Source organism: Streptomyces sp. 1331.2, assembly GCF_900199205.1.
In the GTDB taxonomy this organism is placed as follows: domain Bacteria; phylum Actinomycetota; class Actinomycetes; order Streptomycetales; family Streptomycetaceae; genus Kitasatospora.
The window spans coordinates 5,717,283-5,732,653 of record NZ_OBMJ01000001.1 but is presented as its reverse complement, the minus strand read 5'-3'; the positions used below and the strand labels follow the sequence as shown (position 1 = coordinate 5,732,653).

General features: G+C 69.4%; 25 protein-coding genes and 1 pseudogene. 16 read left to right on the top strand and 10 right to left on the bottom strand.

The annotated features are described in order from the left end of the window. The first annotated feature begins 54 nt into the window (after positions 1-54). A complete protein-coding gene (soxR, locus tag CRP52_RS24785) occupies positions 55-603 on the top strand; it encodes a redox-sensitive transcriptional activator SoxR (protein ID WP_097238407.1) in 549 nt (182 codons plus the stop codon). 76 nt (positions 604-679) lie between these two features. Further along, positions 680-1,606 (top strand): phosphotransferase family protein, encoded by a 927-nt coding sequence (locus CRP52_RS24780; protein ID WP_179852911.1) that lies wholly within the window; start codon positions 680-682, stop codon positions 1,604-1,606. A gap of 41 nt (positions 1,607-1,647) precedes the next feature. Here CRP52_RS24780 and CRP52_RS24775 read toward each other — a convergent pair whose 3' ends face one another. After that, positions 1,648-2,271: a TetR/AcrR family transcriptional regulator gene (locus tag CRP52_RS24775; RefSeq protein WP_097238406.1), complete on the bottom strand. Its 624-nt coding sequence runs from the start codon at positions 2,269-2,271 to the stop codon at positions 1,648-1,650. Positions 2,272-2,409: 138 nt separating this feature from the next. Here CRP52_RS24775 and CRP52_RS24770 point away from each other — a divergent pair, with 138 nt between their 5' ends. Both CRP52_RS24770 and CRP52_RS24765 read left to right on the top strand, forming a co-directional pair. Continuing rightward, positions 2,410-3,081 (top strand): DUF998 domain-containing protein, encoded by a 672-nt coding sequence (locus tag CRP52_RS24770; protein WP_097238405.1) that lies wholly within the window; start codon positions 2,410-2,412, stop codon positions 3,079-3,081. A 69-nt stretch (positions 3,082-3,150) separates the two neighbouring features. Further along, a complete protein-coding gene (locus CRP52_RS24765) occupies positions 3,151-3,363 on the top strand; it encodes a DUF4287 domain-containing protein (RefSeq protein ID WP_097238404.1) in 213 nt (70 codons plus the stop codon). Between the two features lie 131 nt (positions 3,364-3,494). Here the strand turns inward: CRP52_RS24765 and CRP52_RS24760 are convergent, their stop codons facing one another. After that, positions 3,495-4,016, bottom strand: a complete 522-nt coding sequence (locus CRP52_RS24760; protein ID WP_097238403.1) for a GNAT family N-acetyltransferase — start codon at positions 4,014-4,016, stop codon at positions 3,495-3,497. Positions 4,017-4,090: 74 nt separating this feature from the next. Then, complete coding sequence (locus CRP52_RS24755; RefSeq protein ID WP_097238402.1) at positions 4,091-4,684, bottom strand: TetR/AcrR family transcriptional regulator; 594 nt, start codon at positions 4,682-4,684, stop codon at positions 4,091-4,093. A gap of 64 nt (positions 4,685-4,748) precedes the next feature. Between CRP52_RS24755 and CRP52_RS24750 the strand changes: the two genes are divergently transcribed. From CRP52_RS24750 to CRP52_RS24740, 4 genes are all read left to right on the top strand, one after another. Beyond that, positions 4,749-5,231, top strand: coding sequence for an SRPBCC family protein (locus CRP52_RS24750; RefSeq protein WP_097238401.1), 483 nt, complete (start codon positions 4,749-4,751; stop codon positions 5,229-5,231). A gap of 74 nt (positions 5,232-5,305) precedes the next feature. Then, positions 5,306-5,629 carry a hypothetical protein gene (locus CRP52_RS24745; RefSeq protein ID WP_097238400.1) on the top strand — a complete coding sequence of 108 codons (324 nt, stop codon included), beginning with the start codon at positions 5,306-5,308 and terminating at the stop codon, positions 5,627-5,629. A 285-nt stretch (positions 5,630-5,914) separates the two neighbouring features. Further along, positions 5,915-6,049, top strand: coding sequence for a hypothetical protein (locus tag CRP52_RS39815; RefSeq protein WP_257032836.1), 135 nt, complete (start codon positions 5,915-5,917; stop codon positions 6,047-6,049). 115 nt (positions 6,050-6,164) lie between these two features. Beyond that, a complete protein-coding gene (locus CRP52_RS24740; protein WP_179852910.1) occupies positions 6,165-6,596 on the top strand; it encodes an SRPBCC family protein in 432 nt (143 codons plus the stop codon). Positions 6,597-6,600: 4 nt separating this feature from the next. Here the strand turns inward: CRP52_RS24740 and CRP52_RS24735 are convergent, their stop codons facing one another. From CRP52_RS24735 to CRP52_RS24720, 3 genes are all read right to left on the bottom strand, one after another. Further along, complete coding sequence (locus CRP52_RS24735) at positions 6,601-7,062, bottom strand: hypothetical protein (protein ID WP_143685822.1); 462 nt, start codon at positions 7,060-7,062, stop codon at positions 6,601-6,603. 237 nt (positions 7,063-7,299) lie between these two features. Beyond that, the gene (locus tag CRP52_RS24725) at positions 7,300-7,575 is read right to left on the bottom strand and encodes a hypothetical protein (RefSeq protein ID WP_097238396.1); all 276 of its coding nucleotides are present in this window, start codon (positions 7,573-7,575) and stop codon (positions 7,300-7,302) included. Beyond that, positions 7,572-7,967, bottom strand: a complete 396-nt coding sequence (locus CRP52_RS24720) for an ATP-binding protein (protein WP_107474904.1) — start codon at positions 7,965-7,967, stop codon at positions 7,572-7,574. The genes CRP52_RS24725 and CRP52_RS24720 overlap by 4 nt, the downstream gene beginning before the upstream one ends. A 248-nt stretch (positions 7,968-8,215) precedes the next feature. Between CRP52_RS24720 and CRP52_RS24715 the strand changes: the two genes are divergently transcribed. From CRP52_RS24715 to CRP52_RS24705, 3 genes are all read left to right on the top strand, one after another. Then, positions 8,216-9,070, top strand: a complete 855-nt coding sequence (locus CRP52_RS24715) for a helix-turn-helix domain-containing protein (protein WP_097238395.1) — start codon at positions 8,216-8,218, stop codon at positions 9,068-9,070. After that, positions 9,067-9,276, top strand: coding sequence for a DUF397 domain-containing protein (locus CRP52_RS24710; protein WP_097238394.1), 210 nt, complete (start codon positions 9,067-9,069; stop codon positions 9,274-9,276). The genes CRP52_RS24715 and CRP52_RS24710 overlap by 4 nt, the downstream gene beginning before the upstream one ends. Before the next feature lie 73 nt (positions 9,277-9,349). Next, the gene (locus CRP52_RS24705) at positions 9,350-9,625 is read left to right on the top strand and encodes a DUF397 domain-containing protein (protein ID WP_097238393.1); all 276 of its coding nucleotides are present in this window, start codon (positions 9,350-9,352) and stop codon (positions 9,623-9,625) included. A 256-nt stretch (positions 9,626-9,881) separates the two neighbouring features. On the opposite strand, the gene CRP52_RS24700 is transcribed toward CRP52_RS24705, so the two are convergent. The 3 genes from CRP52_RS24700 to CRP52_RS37735 form a co-directional block, all read right to left on the bottom strand. Continuing rightward, positions 9,882-10,583, bottom strand: coding sequence for a DUF1062 domain-containing protein (locus tag CRP52_RS24700; protein WP_097238392.1), 702 nt, complete (start codon positions 10,581-10,583; stop codon positions 9,882-9,884). Between the two features lie 385 nt (positions 10,584-10,968). Beyond that, positions 10,969-11,469, bottom strand: coding sequence for a DUF6879 family protein (locus tag CRP52_RS24695; protein ID WP_097238391.1), 501 nt, complete (start codon positions 11,467-11,469; stop codon positions 10,969-10,971). After that, positions 11,438-11,689, bottom strand: a complete 252-nt coding sequence (locus tag CRP52_RS37735; protein ID WP_143685821.1) for a hypothetical protein — start codon at positions 11,687-11,689, stop codon at positions 11,438-11,440. Before CRP52_RS37735 ends, CRP52_RS24695 begins: the two co-directional genes overlap by 32 nt. On the opposite strand from CRP52_RS37735, the pseudogene CRP52_RS24690 reads away from it, so the two are divergent. The 4 genes and pseudogenes from CRP52_RS24690 to CRP52_RS24675 form a co-directional block, all read left to right on the top strand. Further along, a pseudogene (locus CRP52_RS24690) lies at positions 11,685-11,866 on the top strand (ATP-grasp peptide maturase system methyltransferase); the annotation flags it as partial. The gene CRP52_RS37735 and the pseudogene CRP52_RS24690 sit on opposite strands and share 5 nt — an antisense overlap. Before the next feature lie 100 nt (positions 11,867-11,966). Continuing rightward, complete coding sequence (locus tag CRP52_RS24685; RefSeq protein ID WP_097238390.1) at positions 11,967-12,230, top strand: hypothetical protein; 264 nt, start codon at positions 11,967-11,969, stop codon at positions 12,228-12,230. Continuing rightward, positions 12,202-12,726: a DUF6879 family protein gene (locus CRP52_RS24680; protein WP_097238389.1), complete on the top strand. Its 525-nt coding sequence runs from the start codon at positions 12,202-12,204 to the stop codon at positions 12,724-12,726. Before CRP52_RS24685 ends, CRP52_RS24680 begins: the two co-directional genes overlap by 29 nt. A 24-nt stretch (positions 12,727-12,750) precedes the next feature. Further along, positions 12,751-13,599, top strand: coding sequence for a helix-turn-helix domain-containing protein (locus CRP52_RS24675; RefSeq protein WP_097238388.1), 849 nt, complete (start codon positions 12,751-12,753; stop codon positions 13,597-13,599). A 133-nt stretch (positions 13,600-13,732) separates the two neighbouring features. On the opposite strand, the gene CRP52_RS24670 is transcribed toward CRP52_RS24675, so the two are convergent. Further along, entirely contained in the window at positions 13,733-14,938 is a 1,206-nt protein-coding gene (locus tag CRP52_RS24670) for an IS110 family transposase (RefSeq protein ID WP_097238387.1), read from the bottom strand. A 211-nt stretch (positions 14,939-15,149) separates the two neighbouring features. On the opposite strand from CRP52_RS24670, the gene tgmA reads away from it, so the two are divergent. Further along, the gene (gene tgmA, locus CRP52_RS38460) at positions 15,150-15,365 is read left to right on the top strand and encodes a putative ATP-grasp-modified RiPP (RefSeq protein ID WP_121175359.1); all 216 of its coding nucleotides are present in this window, start codon (positions 15,150-15,152) and stop codon (positions 15,363-15,365) included. Positions 15,366-15,371 lie beyond the last annotated feature (6 nt).

The window sequence follows — 15,371 nt, the reverse complement described above, 5'->3', positions numbered from 1 at the left end:
CACGATGGTGCAACTTAAAGCCAGCTTGAGGTCAAGCGGTTACAGTGGGTTCCCATGACCGCCCATCCCGACGGCCGCCGCACCACCGGCCCGCACCACGCCGACCTGCTCACCATCGGCCAACTCGCCGACCGCAGCGGCCTCGCCGCGTCCGCCTTGCGCTACTACGAGAGCCTCGGCCTGATCCACGCCACCCGCACCTCCGGCGGCCAACGCCGCTACACCCGCGGCACCCTGCGCCGGATCGCCTTCATCCGCGCCGCCCAGCGGGTCGGCCTCTCCCTGGACGAGGCGAAGGTCGCCCTCGACCGCCTCCCCGAGCGCCCCGCCCCCAGCGGCACCGAGTGGGACCGGGTCGCCGAGTCCTGGCAGAGCCGGATCGACGAGCAGATCGCCGAGCTCGAACTGCTGAAGCTCAAGCTGTCCGGCTGCATCGGCTGCGGCTGCCTCTCGCTGTCCCGTTGCGCCCTCTACAACGCCGGCGACCGCGCCGGCGAGGCCGGCCCCGGCGCCCGCTACCTGCTCACCCGCGACCCGGCCGACGGGCCCGAACCGGTCTCCCCGGCCGCCGACGCCTGCGGCAGCCGCCTGCCGGGGCGGTGAAAGCCCCTCCGCCGCCGTCGCGTCGGGCGGTGAAAACCCTTTGCCGCCGCCGGTCCGGGCTGCCTACCGTGCGCCCATGCTGCCTGTGGTGGAGACGGACGAGCAGTGGGACGCGGTCGTCCCCGACGAGTCGGTGATGCGCCCCGGCGCCGAGGCCCTGTGCGCCCGGCTCGGCGTCGGCGGCCTGCCGCTGGAACGCTTCGCGGAGGGCTCCGTCCCGGTCTACGCGGTGGGCGACGAGCACGTCCTCAAGCTGTTCCCGGCTGCCAGCGCCCGGGACGGCCTCACCGAACAGCGCGTCCTCGACCGGCTGTACGGCGCGCTGCCCGTCCCCACCCCGGCGCTCCGCGACGCCGGGGAGTACGTCAACGGCTGGCGCTACATCCTGATGTCCCGGCTGCCCGGCGAAGGCCTCGCCCCCGCCTGGCCGCGCCTCCCGCAGCCCGACCGGGTACGCATCGCCCACGACTGCGGCGAGGCGCTGGCCGCCCTGCACGCCCTCGACCCCGAACCGCTCGCCGACGCCCTCGGCCCCGGCGACTGGCCGGCCTTCCTGGCCCGCCAGCGGGCCGGCGCCGTCGCCCGGCAGCGCGAACGCGGCCTGCCCGAGGCCTGGGCCGAGCAGATCCCCGACTTCCTCGCCGCCGCCCCGCCGCCGACCGCCACTCCCCGACGGGCCCTGCTGCACACCGAGTTCATGCGCGAGCACCTGCTCACCGACCCGGCCACCGGCTGGCGCCTCACCGGCCTGATCGACTTCGAGCCCGCGATGATCGGCGACCCGGCCTACGACCTCGTCGCGGTCGGCCTCTTCACCACCCGCGGCGACCGGCAGCTGCTCGGCCGGCTCCTGGCCGCGTACGGCCACCCCTTCGACCCCCGCCTGCTGATGGCGTACACGCTGCTGCACGTGTACAGCAATCTGCCTTGGTACCTCAGGGAGTTGAGACCGTCCGCCCGCACGCTGGACGCCCTCGCCGAGGAGTGGTTCGGCGTCGCCTGACAGTCGGCTTCGCAACTCCGCCGCCTGAGCGGAATGCGGGATCAGCGGTACGCGGCGAGGAAGACCCGGACGCCGGCAACGGCGTAGTGATCGAGTTCGGCCTCGTTGTGCTGCGGGCTGCCGTGGAACATGGCCTTGTTCACCGGGATCCACAGCAGCAGGCCGGAGAAGTGGTTGGCGGCCAGGAGCGGGTCCTCGATCCGCAGCAGACCCCGGTCGGCCAGGCGTCCGAAGGTGTCGGCCAGGGTGGCCAGTACCCGCTCGAAGCCCTGCTGGTACCAGGCGGCGCCCAGGTCGGGGAAGGTGTCGGCATTGGCGATGATGAGGCGCCGCAACTGGAGCACCTGGGGCTGGGTGAGGGTGGTCAGGAACTGGCGGGCCAGCCGGAGCAGGTTCTCCTCCAGTGAGTCCGCGTCGCCGGGGATGTCGGCCACCAGGTCGATCATGGCCTCGATCCGGTCGGTGGTGGCCAGGACGATCTCGGCGAACAGCTTCTCCTTGTCGGCGAAGTGCTTGTACACCGTCTGCTTGGACACGGCGGCCAGCTTGGCGATGTCGTCCATGCTCGTGCCGGCGTAACCCTTCGCCATGAACACCGCCGTCGCGGCCGCCATGATCGCCTGGTGCTTGCGGGCCGAGCGGCCACCGGATTCCGGTGCTTCCATGCCTCCTCCTTCTGGCTCTTCTGGCTCTTCCGGCTCAGAGTACTGGACAGTCCAGTTCTTCGTTGGGTACCGTACCGTCCAGTTCCGCAGGTACTGTACCGTCCAGTTCCGAGCTTGATCTCGGCCCAGGGGGATTTCATGACGCAGGCGATCCGCGCACCGTTCACCAGCCGCGCTGCCTCGACCACGCTCGCCACCCGCACGCTGCTCGCTTGCGGCGCGGCGGCAGGCCCGCTGTTCCTGGGGGTGGGGGTGATCGAGGGCCTTACCCGCACCGGCTTCGACTTCACCCGAAACGCCATCAGCCAGCTCAGCCTCGGCTCGCCGGGCTGGATCCAGGTCGCCAGCTTCCTGGTCACCGGCACGCTGGTCACCGCCGGCGCGGTGGGCCTGCGGCGGGTGATCGGCCGTACCGCCGGCGGCACCTGGGCGCCGCGCCTGGTCGGCCTGTTCGGCGCGTCCTTCCTGCTCGCCGGGGTGTTCACGGCGGACCCCGGCGCGGGCTTCCCGGCCGGTACCGCGGACGGTCTGGCCGTACTGAGTGGGCACGGAACGGTCCACATGCTCAGCGGCACCGTGGGCTACCTCGCGCTGTGCGCCGCGTTCTTCGCGCTGGCGCGGCACTTCGCCACGCGGGGACGGAGTGGCTGGGCCCTGGCCTACCGCGTCCTGCCGCTGGTGGTCATCGCCGGGTTCGCCGGCTCCGCCACCACGGTCGCGGCCTTCACCGTCGCCGCCGGCCTCGGCCTGCTCGCCCTCACGGCAGCGCTCGCCCAGCTGGCCGGCCTCGCCCCGACCTCACGGCGATAGCGGCTCCCGCTCCCGCACACACAGCCGCAACTCGAAACCACCGCACTCAGACAGACAGGACACCGCATCATGACCGCACCGGTGAAAGGCCCCGCCAGCTACTTCCCGTCGATCGAGAAGAAGTACGGCCGCCCGATCGAGCAGTGGAAGGAGTTGATCCGCACCTCTCCCCTGACCAAGCACATGGAACTCGTCGCGTGGCTCAAGTCCGAACACGGCCTCGGTCACGGGCACGCCAACGCCCTTGTCGCCCACACCCTCGCCGAACGCGGCAGCGACTGACCCGGGTCAGGCGTGAGCTCCGTGGCTCACACCCGACCCCGGCGGGCTGCCCGTGCTTGCGGACCGCTGGGGGTCCTCCGCCGCACGGGCAGCACGACCACACCCCGCAGGACTCCGGAAAACCCGACCGCTCAGGGACGCGGGTCCGTCCGCAGCAGGCCGTAGACGACGCCGTCGCACCACTCTCCGCCCCGGAAGGTGATGCTGCGCCGTATCCCCTCGCGACGGAAGCCGGCCTTCTCCAGGGCGCGCTGCTCGGCGTGGTTGGCGGGGTCGGTGTCCGCCTCCAGCCGCATCACCGGCGAATGCGCGAACAGGTAGTCCACCAGCAGGCGTTGGGCCTCGCTGCCGATGCCACGGCCGCGCATCTCGGCGCGGAGCTGGATGCCGATGTTCCAGTACCAGGAGTTGTTTGCGACGTTCACCCGGCGCCACATGACGAAGCCCGCGAACTCGCCCCCGGCCCGCACCGCGAGCAACGACCACTCGTCGGAGAGCAGGCCGTTCTCGGCCCAGGTGCGGCGGAACCGGCCGGGGTCACGCCAGCCGTACCACTGGAACGGGCCCAGCTGTTCGGGGTCGCCGAGCAGCGCCTCCAACTGCGGGAGGTCGGTCTCGGTGATCGGGCTGAGGGCGATCGGTTCGTCAGTCACACCAGCACCAACGGCCACGCGACGCACAGCAGTTCCTCGGACCGTCAAACCGGGCCGGTGACGATCCGACGGTCCTACGGCGTACCTCCGCGCAGCAGGTCGATCGCTCCGCGCTCGGCCAGCTCCTCCGCGTGCGCGGGCAGCGGGGTGCCCGCGCGCAGGTGGCGCCGGACGACGGCGAGCGGGAGGCCGACCACGGCGAGGTTGACCCGGTCGAGGTCCAGCGGTGTCGCGGCGCCGAGCCGCTCGGCGAGCCCGGCCAGCGCCTCCCGCACCTGCTCCGCGGCCTGCCGTTCGCGCTGCTGCTGCTCCGGCGGCCACTCGGCCCGGCCGAAGGCCTCCGCGCCGTGCAGCAGGACGACGGCCAGGTCGCGGTGGGCCCGGCTCCAGGCGACGACCTGACGGGCCGCCGCCCCGGCGGCCCGGTGCGGTTCGGCGTGCTCCGCGAAGACCGGCAGGTAGGCGGCGTGGAAGTCGCCCAGCGAACGCAGCCACAACTCGGCCAGAAGCGCGGCGCGTTGGGGGAAGCGGTGGTAGACGGAGCCGTTCGGCGCGCCGCTCTCGCGGGCCACGGCGGACATCGTGACGGCGGCCGGTCCACCGGCGGCGGCGAGGCGGACGGCGGCGTCGAGAAGGGAGGCTTCGTCGTGGCGGGGTGGTCTGGGCATGTAGTGGAGAGTACTCTCCACATCAATTGGAGAGAATCATCCAAAACCAGCGGGAGGCCACGGCATGGCCGTGCTCAACATCCACGAACGCAGCATCCCGGCCCCGGCGGAGGCCGTCGGCGAGCTCATCGACGGCCTGGCCGGCGCAGACGACCGGCTCTGGCCCGCGCCCGACTGGCCCCGGATGCGCTTCGACGGCCCGCTCGCGGTCGGCGCCTCCGGCGGACACGGGCCGGTCCGCTACCAGGTCGTCCAGTACCTGCCGGGCAGGTGGGTGCGGTTCCGGTTCAGCGCGCCGCGCGGGTTCCACGGGTTCCACGAGTTCACCGTCGACCCCGCGGACGGCGGTTCACGGCTGCGCCACACCATCGCCATGCGGCTGCGCGGCCCGGCACGGCTCACCTGGCCCCTCGCCTTCCGCCGGCTGCACGACGCTCTGCTCGAAGAAGCCCTCGACCGGGCCGTACGGGCGTGCGGGGGCGCGGTCGCCACCCCCGCCCGGCGAAGCCCCTACGTCCGTCTTCTGCGCCTACTGGTCCACCGCTGACCGGAAGCACATCGGAAGCCGGACCGGAAGTTGCCTGGAGGAGGTGGAGATTGTCCGTGGGAACAGTAGGAACAGTGGGACGTGGGAGCACGGTCCAGGAGGCCGGCACCCGGCCGGAGGATCGCTTCGAGCAGTGGCGGGAGGCGATCAGGCGGACGCGGGAATGCGAGGCGACCAGCGCCCGTGCGGAGTTCCTGTTCGGCCTGGACCGGCGGGCCGCCGACCTCCAGCCGGCCGAGGCGTCCCGCCTCGGAGCGGTGCTGGTCGACCTGGTGGCCGCCCGGCTCGCCCGGGAGCTCGACGCCGGGTCCGCGCCGGCGCGGGACGTCCGGCAGCGGACCGTGGTCGAGGACGTACGGGCGTTCATCCGGCAAAACCCCGGAGAGGGGGGACCGTGATCGGCCGCTCGGCCCCGGCCGGCGACACCGGCTGGTCCTGAGAGCAGTACGGGCGTCCGCCCCAACGGTTCGCCGCCGTCAGGACCCGAGAAGCACAGCAGCGAAGTACCCGCGGCCTGTGCGGATTACCGCCTCGGCCGCCCGCGAAGCGCCCTGACCTCTACGGGCGCGCGGCCCCGATGCGGATCGACCCTCTTCATCCGCGCGGCCGCCACAGCAATCCACTCGCTCCGACTCGGAGGAAACCCATCCATGTCCCGTACGTAACGACTCGCCATACGCTCCGTGGCCGCGCCCGCCGCCCTCGGCATCGGCGCCACCGGACTCGGCGCGGCGAGCACCAACACCGCAGCCAACGTCGACCACACCATCAAGTTCGGCAACCCCGGCGACCAGCCCATCACCGGCACCTGGGGCTGACACCAGCCCGACCCGGATGTCCCCGATCACGACCGCACGCCGTCTGGCGCCCGGCCCGATCCGGACCGGAGGATGGTTCCGTCTTGACGGACCACCAGGAAGGACGGAAGGAACCATGGCGGAAACGAAGGTCAGCACGGTGGTGGAGGCCCCGGCCGATCAGGTGTGGGAGCTGATCGGGGACTTCCACCGGCTCGGCCACTGGCACCCGCACCTGCCCGAGAGCACGCCCGGCAACGACCTGCCGGGCAACGCGATCGGCTCGGTGCGGGTGTTCGACCTCGACGGCACGGTGCTGTACGAGACCCTGCTCGCCTACGACGAGGAGGCCCGCAGCCACACCTACAGCTTCCCCGACGGGACGTTCCACTTCGACAACTACCGGGCCACCCTCAGGGTCACCCCGATCACCGAGCTGAACGCCAGCTTCGTGGAGTGGAACGCGAGTTACGACGTCGCGGCCGAGCACCACAAGGAGTCCACCGAGCAGGTTCACGGCGTCTTCACCTCCGGCTTGGCGGCGCTCCGGGAGCACTTCGCCGGCTGACGTGTCAGGCCGGCAGGTGCCAGGCCGCCACGAAGGAGACGGTCAGCACCCAGCCGGCCACCGACGCCACTGCGGCGAACCAGCCGAACGCGGCCGCCACGAGCCCGAACTGGCGGCCGCGTGCCCGCTGGAAGGCGGCGATCAGGGCGGGGATGGCGGCCGTCGGGAAGAGGAAGACCAGGAACACGGACCAGCCGCCGAGGCCGACCGCGGCGAGGCTGCCCACGAACAGCAGCGGGAGCGAGGCGACCGCGACCACGGCGCCGGCCGCGGCACAGGCGATCCGGAACGGGCCCTGCTCGCGGTAGAACACCGGCACGGCGCAGGCGGCGGCACTGACTGCCGCGATCACGTGCAGGATCGATCCGCCGACCCCGAACGTCATCGTCACGGTGACCAGCGGCCACAGGCAGACCGCGGTTGCCAGCGCGGCCAGCACACGTGCGCTCGTCGGCACGACAGTCATGGATCCCCCCTGCGTTCAGTTATTTGAACGTGTTCAAACCTAGCACGCAGGGGGAAGGCCGCCGTCGCGCTCGACGGTCATCGTCGATCGCGGCGAGGACGCGCCGCCGGACGGTTGCCGACGCCTCCGGAAGCCACCCCGCCAACTCGGCGTCCAGGCGCCGACGTTCGGCGCGCAACAGGCGGGCGAGGCGGGTGCGGGAGCAGTGCAGGAACCACCAGTCCCGGAGGCGGTCGGTCATGCGGGCTCCCCGGAGGGGTTCGCCCAGCTGATGCGGAGTTCGCGGTCTCCGACGGCGAGCGCGAGGACGGGTTCGGCGGCGAGGTCGCGGATGACGTTGCGCTTGGCGCAGGATCCGGTGAGCCGGTACTCCAGGACGTAGTGCTGGGAGCGGGACATCGGCAGGTGGCAGATCGACGCCCAGATCCGGTCGAGCGTGTCGGCGTTGAGCGTGCGGACCGCCGGCGGCTTGAGGCCAGGGAGCTCGATGAGGATGTCGTGATCGGCCCTCACTCGGCCACCTCACACCAGACGATCTTGCCGCGCGGCTCCCGCGGGCAGCAACCCCACTTGTGCGACAGGGACTTGACCAGCTGGAGCCCGCGCCCGGCCTCGACGGTGACGCCGGGCGCGACGAGCACGGGCCTGCGGTTCCGCCGGACGTCGTGCACCTCGACACGCAGGCGGGTGGAGTCGACGTCGAGCGCCAGGTAGACGAGATAGCCGGGCGGCGTCCCGTGGAGGACGGCGTTGGTGACCAACTCCGAGACGACCAGCGCCCCGGAGTCCCAGTACCGCTCCCCGTCCGGGACGGAGGCAAGGAGGGCGGAGAGGCGGCGCCGGGCCTCGACGGGAGCGCGACGGCTGCGCGGCAGCCAGATCGTGGAGGAGGTGGAGGAAGACATGGCGAATTCACCTTCCAAGGTGCGGGGTTGAAGCCATGCAGGGGCCGGGCGAAGGCACGAGAATGCCCGGCCGCAGATCCGATCTTGATCACTCAGGCGATCCGCCGGACTACTCCCTGTAGCATGCACCCGCGAAGCAATTGCATGCAACTGCTTCCGTCGAGCAATTGCATGATCTAGCGCGAGGATTCGGCCCTCGAAGGGGTGGCAGACTATGCAAGGAAGCGAACAGCCAGGGAGTGTGACGCGTGGGCAGTCCGATCGTGCTGCGGCGTAGGCTCGGCGGCGAGCTTGGCAAGTTGCGTGCATCGCGCGAGCTGAACGCCAAGGACGTAGCCGCCGCGCTGGGTTGGTCCGCCTCGAAGCTGAGTCGCATCGAGAGCGGCTTGGTACCACTACAAGAGCGCGACGCCGCAAGACTGCTCGCTCACTACGGCGTCACTTCACCCGATGAGGTGAAGCACTTCCTCAGCCTGACCCGCCAGAGCCGCCAACAGGGTTGGTGGCACGCCTATGGCGAGGCGGTCCCGGAACGATTCCGGGCGTACGTGGGGTTCGAGTCTGACGCCACGAAGATTCTCACGTTTCAGTGTGAACTCCTTCCAGGACTATTGCAGACTGAGGCGTATGCGCGGAATGTGATGCGATCGATGCAGCCCACGGAGTCAGCCGGCGAGATCGAACGCAGACTTGCTCTACGGATGGAGCGACAGCGAATCCTCGATCGCCAAGACCCGCCTCAGATTTGGGCGATCATCGGCGAAGCCGCCATCCGACGCCCGGTCGGCGGCAACGCCGTCATGGCCGAGCAGCTACGACACATCGCCGACCTGGCCGAAGAACGCCCGAACATCACCGTGCAAGTGCTCCCTTTCTCGGCTGGTGCACACGCCTCCATGGGTGCATCGTTCTCGATCCTCTTCTTCAGCGACATCCCGGGCAGCATCGTCTACTCCGAGACCATCACCAGCAAGACGTACGTCGAGGACCAGGCCGAGATCGCTCGCCACGAAGACGTATTTCACCGACTCATGGCCTCATCAGTACAGCCCGAGAAGGCCATCACCCGGCTGAGAAACGTCGCAGAGGAGTACGGCATATGAGAGATCAATCCCACGAAACCATCTGGCGCAAGAGCACCTACAGCAACGGCGACGGCGACTGCGTCGAGGTCGCCGACGGCATCACCGGCATCGTCCCGGTCCGCGACAGCAAGGACCCGTCCGGCCCTGCCCTCGGCTTCACCCCCGAGGCCTGGCAGTCCTTCATCGCCGGCATCCGAGCAGACGAGTTCCCGACCACCAACTGACCCAGTACCGTGGGCTGCCCCGCCCCGCGCGGGGCAGCCCACCACCAACTGGTCGCCTCAGGAGGTAGTCCACGTGTCAGCTGACCTGACATCGCGCAGAAGCAGCCACAGCGGCGGCGAAGGCGGAAACTGCATCGAGGTCGCCTCGGAACTTCCCATCACCTGGCGCAAGTCGAGCCACAGCAACCCCTCCGGCGGCGACTGCATCGAGATTGCCGACGGCATCAGCGGCATCGTCCCGGTCCGCGACAGCAAGGACCCGTCCGGCCCCGCCCTCGCCTTCACCCCCGAGGCCTGGAAGTCCTTCATCGCCGCCATCCGCTGCGACGGCTTTCCCACCGCCCTCTGACGCAGCTCCCCCGGGCGGCCCCGCGCACCACGCGGGGCCGCCCGTCTGCCGAGCGCCGGCGCCACGACGACACACCAGAGCGCCCAGCGGACCAGTAGTGCCTTGTCAGGTCGGGGCTGTTCGCAGCGGAGTGAACACCTCCGCCACGACCGCCGCCAACTCATCACGTGTCAGCGCCAGTTCGTCCGGAATCACGCCGACAGCGAACCGCCGAGCCGCCAGCCTGCCCAGACCCGGCGCTCCACGTAACAACGCACTACCAGGCGTGCGCCGTGGCCCGGCGTGGGAGCTCCCGGCCGGGTGCGGGCGGCAGCCCGATCCGAGCCAGGTCGGTGCGTTCGGCGTTGGGCACATCGAGGGACTTCGCGCGCTTGGCCGCATCGACGGAACCGGGTCCGTGGATGGTGAGTTCGAAGTCCTGGTGCGCCTTGACGTCCGGAGCGAACGGCAGGCGGATCCGGCCGTCCGCGACCAGACGGCGCACCTCGGCCCGGCTCACGCCGAGACCGAGCTGGAGCAGCCGCTCCACCCGGACCGGCGCGGGCAGCTCGAAGCGCACCTGCACCGAGAGCGGGTTCGGGTCGTCGAGCGCGTACAGCGGCATCCGGGCCTCCAGCTCCCACGTCCCGGTCCAGTCGAGCCGGTACCGGTTCTTCGCCGCGAGCGACGTGCTCGTCACCAACTCCCTTACCGCTGCCGGGCCGTTGGTCTCGTACGCCACCAGTCGGGCCGGCTCCAGCGTCGAGACGTGGACGCGTTCGTGGACGGGCACCTTTGAGGTCCGGTTGCACGTCGCACAGCTCAGCAGCAGCCAGACGTCGAGCAGCTTGCCGCTCGCGTTGACGCGGATCTTCCCCGAGGCGCGGTGCCGCATGCCGGGACAGTCCGGGCAGGACCGGATGACGGCGGGCAGGGCGGACTGACGCACGGCCCACAGGGCCTTGCGGTCGGTATTCATGTGTGTTGGGTGCTTTCAGGACTCAGCAGGAGGGCATGCCGAACTCACTCGGCGGCTCCCGCTCTCTGACGGATGCTCACGAGGGGCGCGACCCAACGCCCCGGGGCCGAGTCGTCAGGCTCCGAGGTCGATCGCGCGACAGGTACGTACTACGTGGCAGTCATCAAAAGTCCATGCGGGCGATCATCATCGAGACGGCGGCCCACGGCAACCGAATTTCCCCGTGGCTCTCGGCCGGCGGTCGCGCGCGCTCATCTCGGGCCTGCTGTGAGGCCTGTGTGGCCGGCGACAAGGCGATCTGGTGGCCGCCCACCGGCAGGCCGAGGACATGTCCATCGAGTGGAAGCGCTTCGCGGACTCGGATGGCTCTTGGTCCGACATATCGTCAGGGCTTGTAACTATCGTTGGGGACGCCGAGCGACCATGCCCGCTCGAACGCGTCATTGCAGAACCCGACCACGTCCGGGTCGGTCGAGAGCTGGATCTCGGTCTGCTGGTTGTCTCCCCCGACGAGGTTGAAGATCACCAGGTCATCCCGGATCAGACAGTCGTTCCCCGGCAACGGCACCGCCGACACGAGAGAGCGGGGAAGCCAGCGGAGAAGTTCCTCGGGGTCGGCCAACTCGATCGCCATCCGCTGGTACTCCGAGAGCGGTTCGGAGACGACACGCACGCGCCGGTAGGGGAAGCCGGGGGCGGCCTTCCCGGCCATGAACCCACGATGCCCGCCCATCGTCTCCTCGACCGTCTCACGGTCGCCTGCGCGCCACGCCTCGAACAGCGGGCGATCTACCTCGTAGAAGTCCCGCAGCTCAAGCTTCCGGACCTCCTGAGCGGGCTCGCCGAACAGCAGCTCAAGTCGGCGTGATGCCGAGATCAATTCCACAGCGCTCCCTGACGTACTTCCGTACGAACACATCCATGGTCCGCCCGGACATCTCCCCGAACGTCTCGTCGTCGGCCAGTGCGATGAGCTGATCCCGAACCCTCGGTCCGCGCTTCTTGAGCTGCACGATCCAAGAGTCACGGTCAGTCTCGTGGAACGTCTCACACTCGACGCCGCCCTGGGAGTTCGGGTCTGTGCAGAAGAACCCCACCTGGGTCACTCAGCTCGACCACGGCACGACCACCCCGCCGAACGGAGGCCCCTCCACCGGCACGCCGACCAGCTCCTCCACCCTCCCTGGTGTCGTCGCCGGATGCTCGAAGACCTCGACGTCCCCGACGGCGCGAACGTGCTGGAAGTCGGCACCGGCACCGGCTACTCCACCGCCCTGCTCTGCGCGGAAGCGGCAAACACCTGACAACTTGGTTCCGAGCCACCACGATTGGCATCACCAAGGCACGCATCGCCGCGCACGCATCGTGACAGGAGGGGTGGTCATGGCAGTACGGTTCGTGGGAATCGACCCCGAAACGGGCAAGGACCAGAGTCCCACCGTATGGGTGGACGATGAGCAGGGCGACCTGATCGTGCAGAGCTACACGGCCGACCAGGGCTTGATCACTGCTGTCCTGAAGGCCGGGCACGGACCCGACCACGACAACGTGATCCCCGCTCACGAGACGGTCATTCGAATCCCGGCACGGCTTGTGCCGCTCCTGAGGAAGGCTTGCGATGTCGCAGAGGGTTCCGAGCTTCTTTGAGCTGCTGAACGCCGCCGATCACTCGGCAGTCCACCTGGAGATGCGAGACCAATACGGGGTCTCGGAGGAATCCGACGAGTTCACCAGGTGGCATCGCGGTGAACCTGTCGACACTGACCCCGACTCGGAGTACTGGCGGGATTGGACCGAAGCCATCCGCAACTCGGTCGCGCGCGGAGTCGTTGTCCGGCGAGCCCGGATCGTTTCGGAGCCGGTGAGCGACTACATCCGCTACGAACACCACATCACCAGCGTGAACCTGGCCGCCGGCGAGCTGGTCCGCTGGCTCCCTCGAAGCCAGGCATCGGACATCGCACTCCCCGGTAACGACTTCTGGCTGTTCGACCGGAAGCTCGCCCGGTTCAACCTGTTCGACGGCTTCGGGGGAGGCCTCGGACCTCAGCACACGGAAGCCTCCGCCGTGGTGCAGCTGTGCGCCTCCGCCTTCGAATCCGTCTGGGCACGGGGCATCGACCACGAGAAGTACAGCGTCTGAGCGTGATCGACGGACCACCAGGCCATGCCCCTCTCTCCCTCGTCCAGCGCCCAGAGCGCCCGCGAAGCCCTCGCAACCCGGTTGAGAGAACTCCGGGCGGACGCGGGACTCACTGGGCATGGCCTGGCCCTCGTCCTGGGCTGGAGCGAATCGAAGGTCTCTCGGATCGCCAACGCCAAGACACCACCTTCAGACGCGGACATCCGGGCGTGGTGTGAGGCCTGTGGTGCGGGCGACAAGGCCGCCGATCTGGTAGCCGCCAACCGGCAGGCCGACGAGATGTACATCGAGTGGAAGCGCCTGCACCGAACCGGCATGAAGCATGCCCAGGAGACGGTTCTGCCGTTGGTCGAGCGAAGTCGGCAGATCCGTGTCTACTGTTCGAACGTCGTCCCAGGGATGTTGCAGCGCCGTGAGTACGCGCGCGCCCTCATGACCACCATCACCGAGTTCCAGCAGACGCCTGATGATGTCGATGCCGCCGTGGAGAGCCGCCTCCAGCGCAGCCGCTACCTGCACGAAGGCTCCCGGACCTTCGCCCTGGTGGTAGAGGAGACCGTCCTGCGCTATCCGATTGGCGACAAGGTCGCCATGGAGGATCAACTGCGGTACCTGCTGGAGATCATGGGTGCGGCCCGGGTCAGCCTCGGGGTCATCCCGTTCGGCGCGCCACGCCTCATGTGGCCACTCGAAGCGTTCTCCGTCTTCGACGACCGACAGGTGAATGCTGAACTGCTCTCCGCCGCCGTCACCATCACCACCCCTGGGGAGATCGCGGTCTACATGCGGGCGTTCAGAATCCTTGCCTCGATGGCTGTTTACGGACGGGCGGCGAAATCCTGCATCGAGGATGCTCTCACTGCCCTCGGGTGAATCCATGCAAGACGGTGCAAGGTAGTGGCACCGTACGTAACCGTATCCCTACCGTCTCCTCATGTCGCTCTCCCCCTTACGGCGCGGAGCGACACCCTCGGAATCGAGCACGAGAGGAATCTCAATGATCGTGTCAATCCGTCTGCGTGACCGGCGGGGCGGAGGTGAACAGCCTCTTGTCACGCAGCATCGCCCACAGCACGTCGACCCGTCGGCGAGCGAGCGCGAGCAGGGCCTGGGTGTGCAACAGCCCCTCCCCGCGCTTCTTGAGGTAGTAGTCCCGGGATGGCCCGGGCCGCATCATCGCGGACTGCGCGGACATGTAGAACAGCCAGCGCAGCCGCCGGTTGTAGCGCTTGGGCCGGTGGTAGTTGCCGGTGCGGCGGCCGGAGTCCCGGGCGACCGGGGCCAGGCCGGCGTGGGATGCCAGGCGGCCGGCGTCCAGGTAGCCGGACAGATCGCCGACGATGGCGACGAACTCGGCGCCCAGGATGGGGCCCATGCCGGGCATGGACTCGATGATCTCGGCACGCTCGTCGGCGCGGAAGGTCTCACGGATCTCGCGGTCGTTGTCCTTGATCCGCTCATCCAGGGCCAGGAGCTGGTGGGCCAGGTCGCAGACCAGCTTCGCGGCCCGCTTCTCACCGGGCAGTTCGGCCGTCTGCGACTGCGCGGCGTCCACCGCCTTCTCAGCGACGGCGTCGGCGCCGCGGACATTGCGGCGCCCCAGCCAGGTGGTCAGCCGCTTGACGCCGATCCGGCGCAGGGCAGCTGGCGTCTGGTACTCGGTCAGCATGACGACCGGACCCTTGGCCGCGGAGTAGTCGAAGGCCCGCTCCAGGGCCGGGCAGATGCCCACCAGCAGGTCACGCAGCCGGTTGATCAGCCTCACCCGGTCGGCGATCAGGTCGGCCCGGTAGTTGGTCAGCACCTGGAGTGTGGTGACGAGCTCGGGAGGCGTGCTCAGCTGGGCGAAGCCCTTCGGGCGCATGCGGGCCTGGTCGGCGATGACGCGCGCGTCCCTGGCGTCGGTCTTGCTTTCGCCCCGGTAGGCGCCGGACATTCGGTTGACGGTGCGGCCGGGCACGTAGACGACGTGCTGGCCGTGGGCGATCAGCAGGGCCAGCAGCAGCGTCGAGGCGCGGCCGGAGATGTCGACCGCCCACCGCACCTCGCCGGCCTTCTCCCGGGCCGTCTCGATCAGCTGGAGGATCTGCGACTCGTCGTTGATCACCTTCGTCGAGAACACGCTCTCGCCGTCGGCATCGACCGCCACCGCCCAGTGATGCCCCTTGCCGGCGTCGATGCCGACCCATATCCGCTCGTGAGACGTGCTCAAGCCCGTCGCTCCGTTCCACCGTGACCAGCACTTCCGTGGCCCGAAGAACACTCCGCCGACAGGTCCCTAACCAGCGATGACCGCAGTTCTCAATCAGCGGCCGGAGCGTCCCGGAGGACCGGGCGGCCATTCCTCTCGAGCCACAGACGGCAGACCACCATCAGCCACACCCGGTCCTCCCGGACCGCCTCACATTCTTAGGGAGACCACCATGACCACCGCCTCCATGGCGCAGCAGCCGTTCGCCATGCGCTTCGCCGCTCGCCAGACCAGCGAGCCGGCCGACGCCACTGGCGTCACGTACGACCACACGCTGCAGATCGCCGTCACCTCCGACGGCAACCCGTGGGCGCACACCGCGCACGGCGAGACCAGCAGCAACACCAACTCCGACAGCAAGAACGACGAAGGCACCGACTTCTACTAGGAGAAC

What these genes read in the sequence shown, in the direction of transcription:
- CRP52_RS24710 (WP_097238394.1), top strand. Translation starts at nt 9,067, where the DNA reads ATGAGAGATCAATCCCACGAAACCATCTGGCGCAAGAGCACCTACAGC.
- CRP52_RS24780 (WP_179852911.1), top strand. Translation starts at nt 680, where the DNA reads ATGCTGCCTGTGGTGGAGACGGACGAGCAGTGGGACGCGGTCGTCCCC.
- CRP52_RS24770 (WP_097238405.1), top strand. Translation starts at nt 2,410, where the DNA reads ATGACGCAGGCGATCCGCGCACCGTTCACCAGCCGCGCTGCCTCGACC.
- CRP52_RS24720 (WP_107474904.1), bottom strand. Translation starts at nt 7,967, where the DNA reads ATGTCTTCCTCCACCTCCTCCACGATCTGGCTGCCGCGCAGCCGTCGC.
- CRP52_RS24685 (WP_097238390.1), top strand. Translation starts at nt 11,967, where the DNA reads ATGGCAGTACGGTTCGTGGGAATCGACCCCGAAACGGGCAAGGACCAG.
- CRP52_RS24680 (WP_097238389.1), top strand. Translation starts at nt 12,202, where the DNA reads ATGTCGCAGAGGGTTCCGAGCTTCTTTGAGCTGCTGAACGCCGCCGAT.
- CRP52_RS24735 (WP_143685822.1), bottom strand. Translation starts at nt 7,062, where the DNA reads ATGACTGTCGTGCCGACGAGCGCACGTGTGCTGGCCGCGCTGGCAACC.
- CRP52_RS24675 (WP_097238388.1), top strand. Translation starts at nt 12,751, where the DNA reads ATGCCCCTCTCTCCCTCGTCCAGCGCCCAGAGCGCCCGCGAAGCCCTC.
- CRP52_RS24750 (WP_097238401.1), top strand. Translation starts at nt 4,749, where the DNA reads ATGGCCGTGCTCAACATCCACGAACGCAGCATCCCGGCCCCGGCGGAG.
- soxR (WP_097238407.1), top strand. Translation starts at nt 55, where the DNA reads ATGACCGCCCATCCCGACGGCCGCCGCACCACCGGCCCGCACCACGCC.
- CRP52_RS24775 (WP_097238406.1), bottom strand. Translation starts at nt 2,271, where the DNA reads ATGGAAGCACCGGAATCCGGTGGCCGCTCGGCCCGCAAGCACCAGGCG.
- CRP52_RS24765 (WP_097238404.1), top strand. Translation starts at nt 3,151, where the DNA reads ATGACCGCACCGGTGAAAGGCCCCGCCAGCTACTTCCCGTCGATCGAG.
- tgmA (WP_121175359.1), top strand. Translation starts at nt 15,150, where the DNA reads ATGACCACCGCCTCCATGGCGCAGCAGCCGTTCGCCATGCGCTTCGCC.
- CRP52_RS24755 (WP_097238402.1), bottom strand. Translation starts at nt 4,684, where the DNA reads ATGCCCAGACCACCCCGCCACGACGAAGCCTCCCTTCTCGACGCCGCC.
- CRP52_RS24700 (WP_097238392.1), bottom strand. Translation starts at nt 10,583, where the DNA reads ATGAATACCGACCGCAAGGCCCTGTGGGCCGTGCGTCAGTCCGCCCTG.
- CRP52_RS24740 (WP_179852910.1), top strand. Translation starts at nt 6,165, where the DNA reads ATGGCGGAAACGAAGGTCAGCACGGTGGTGGAGGCCCCGGCCGATCAG.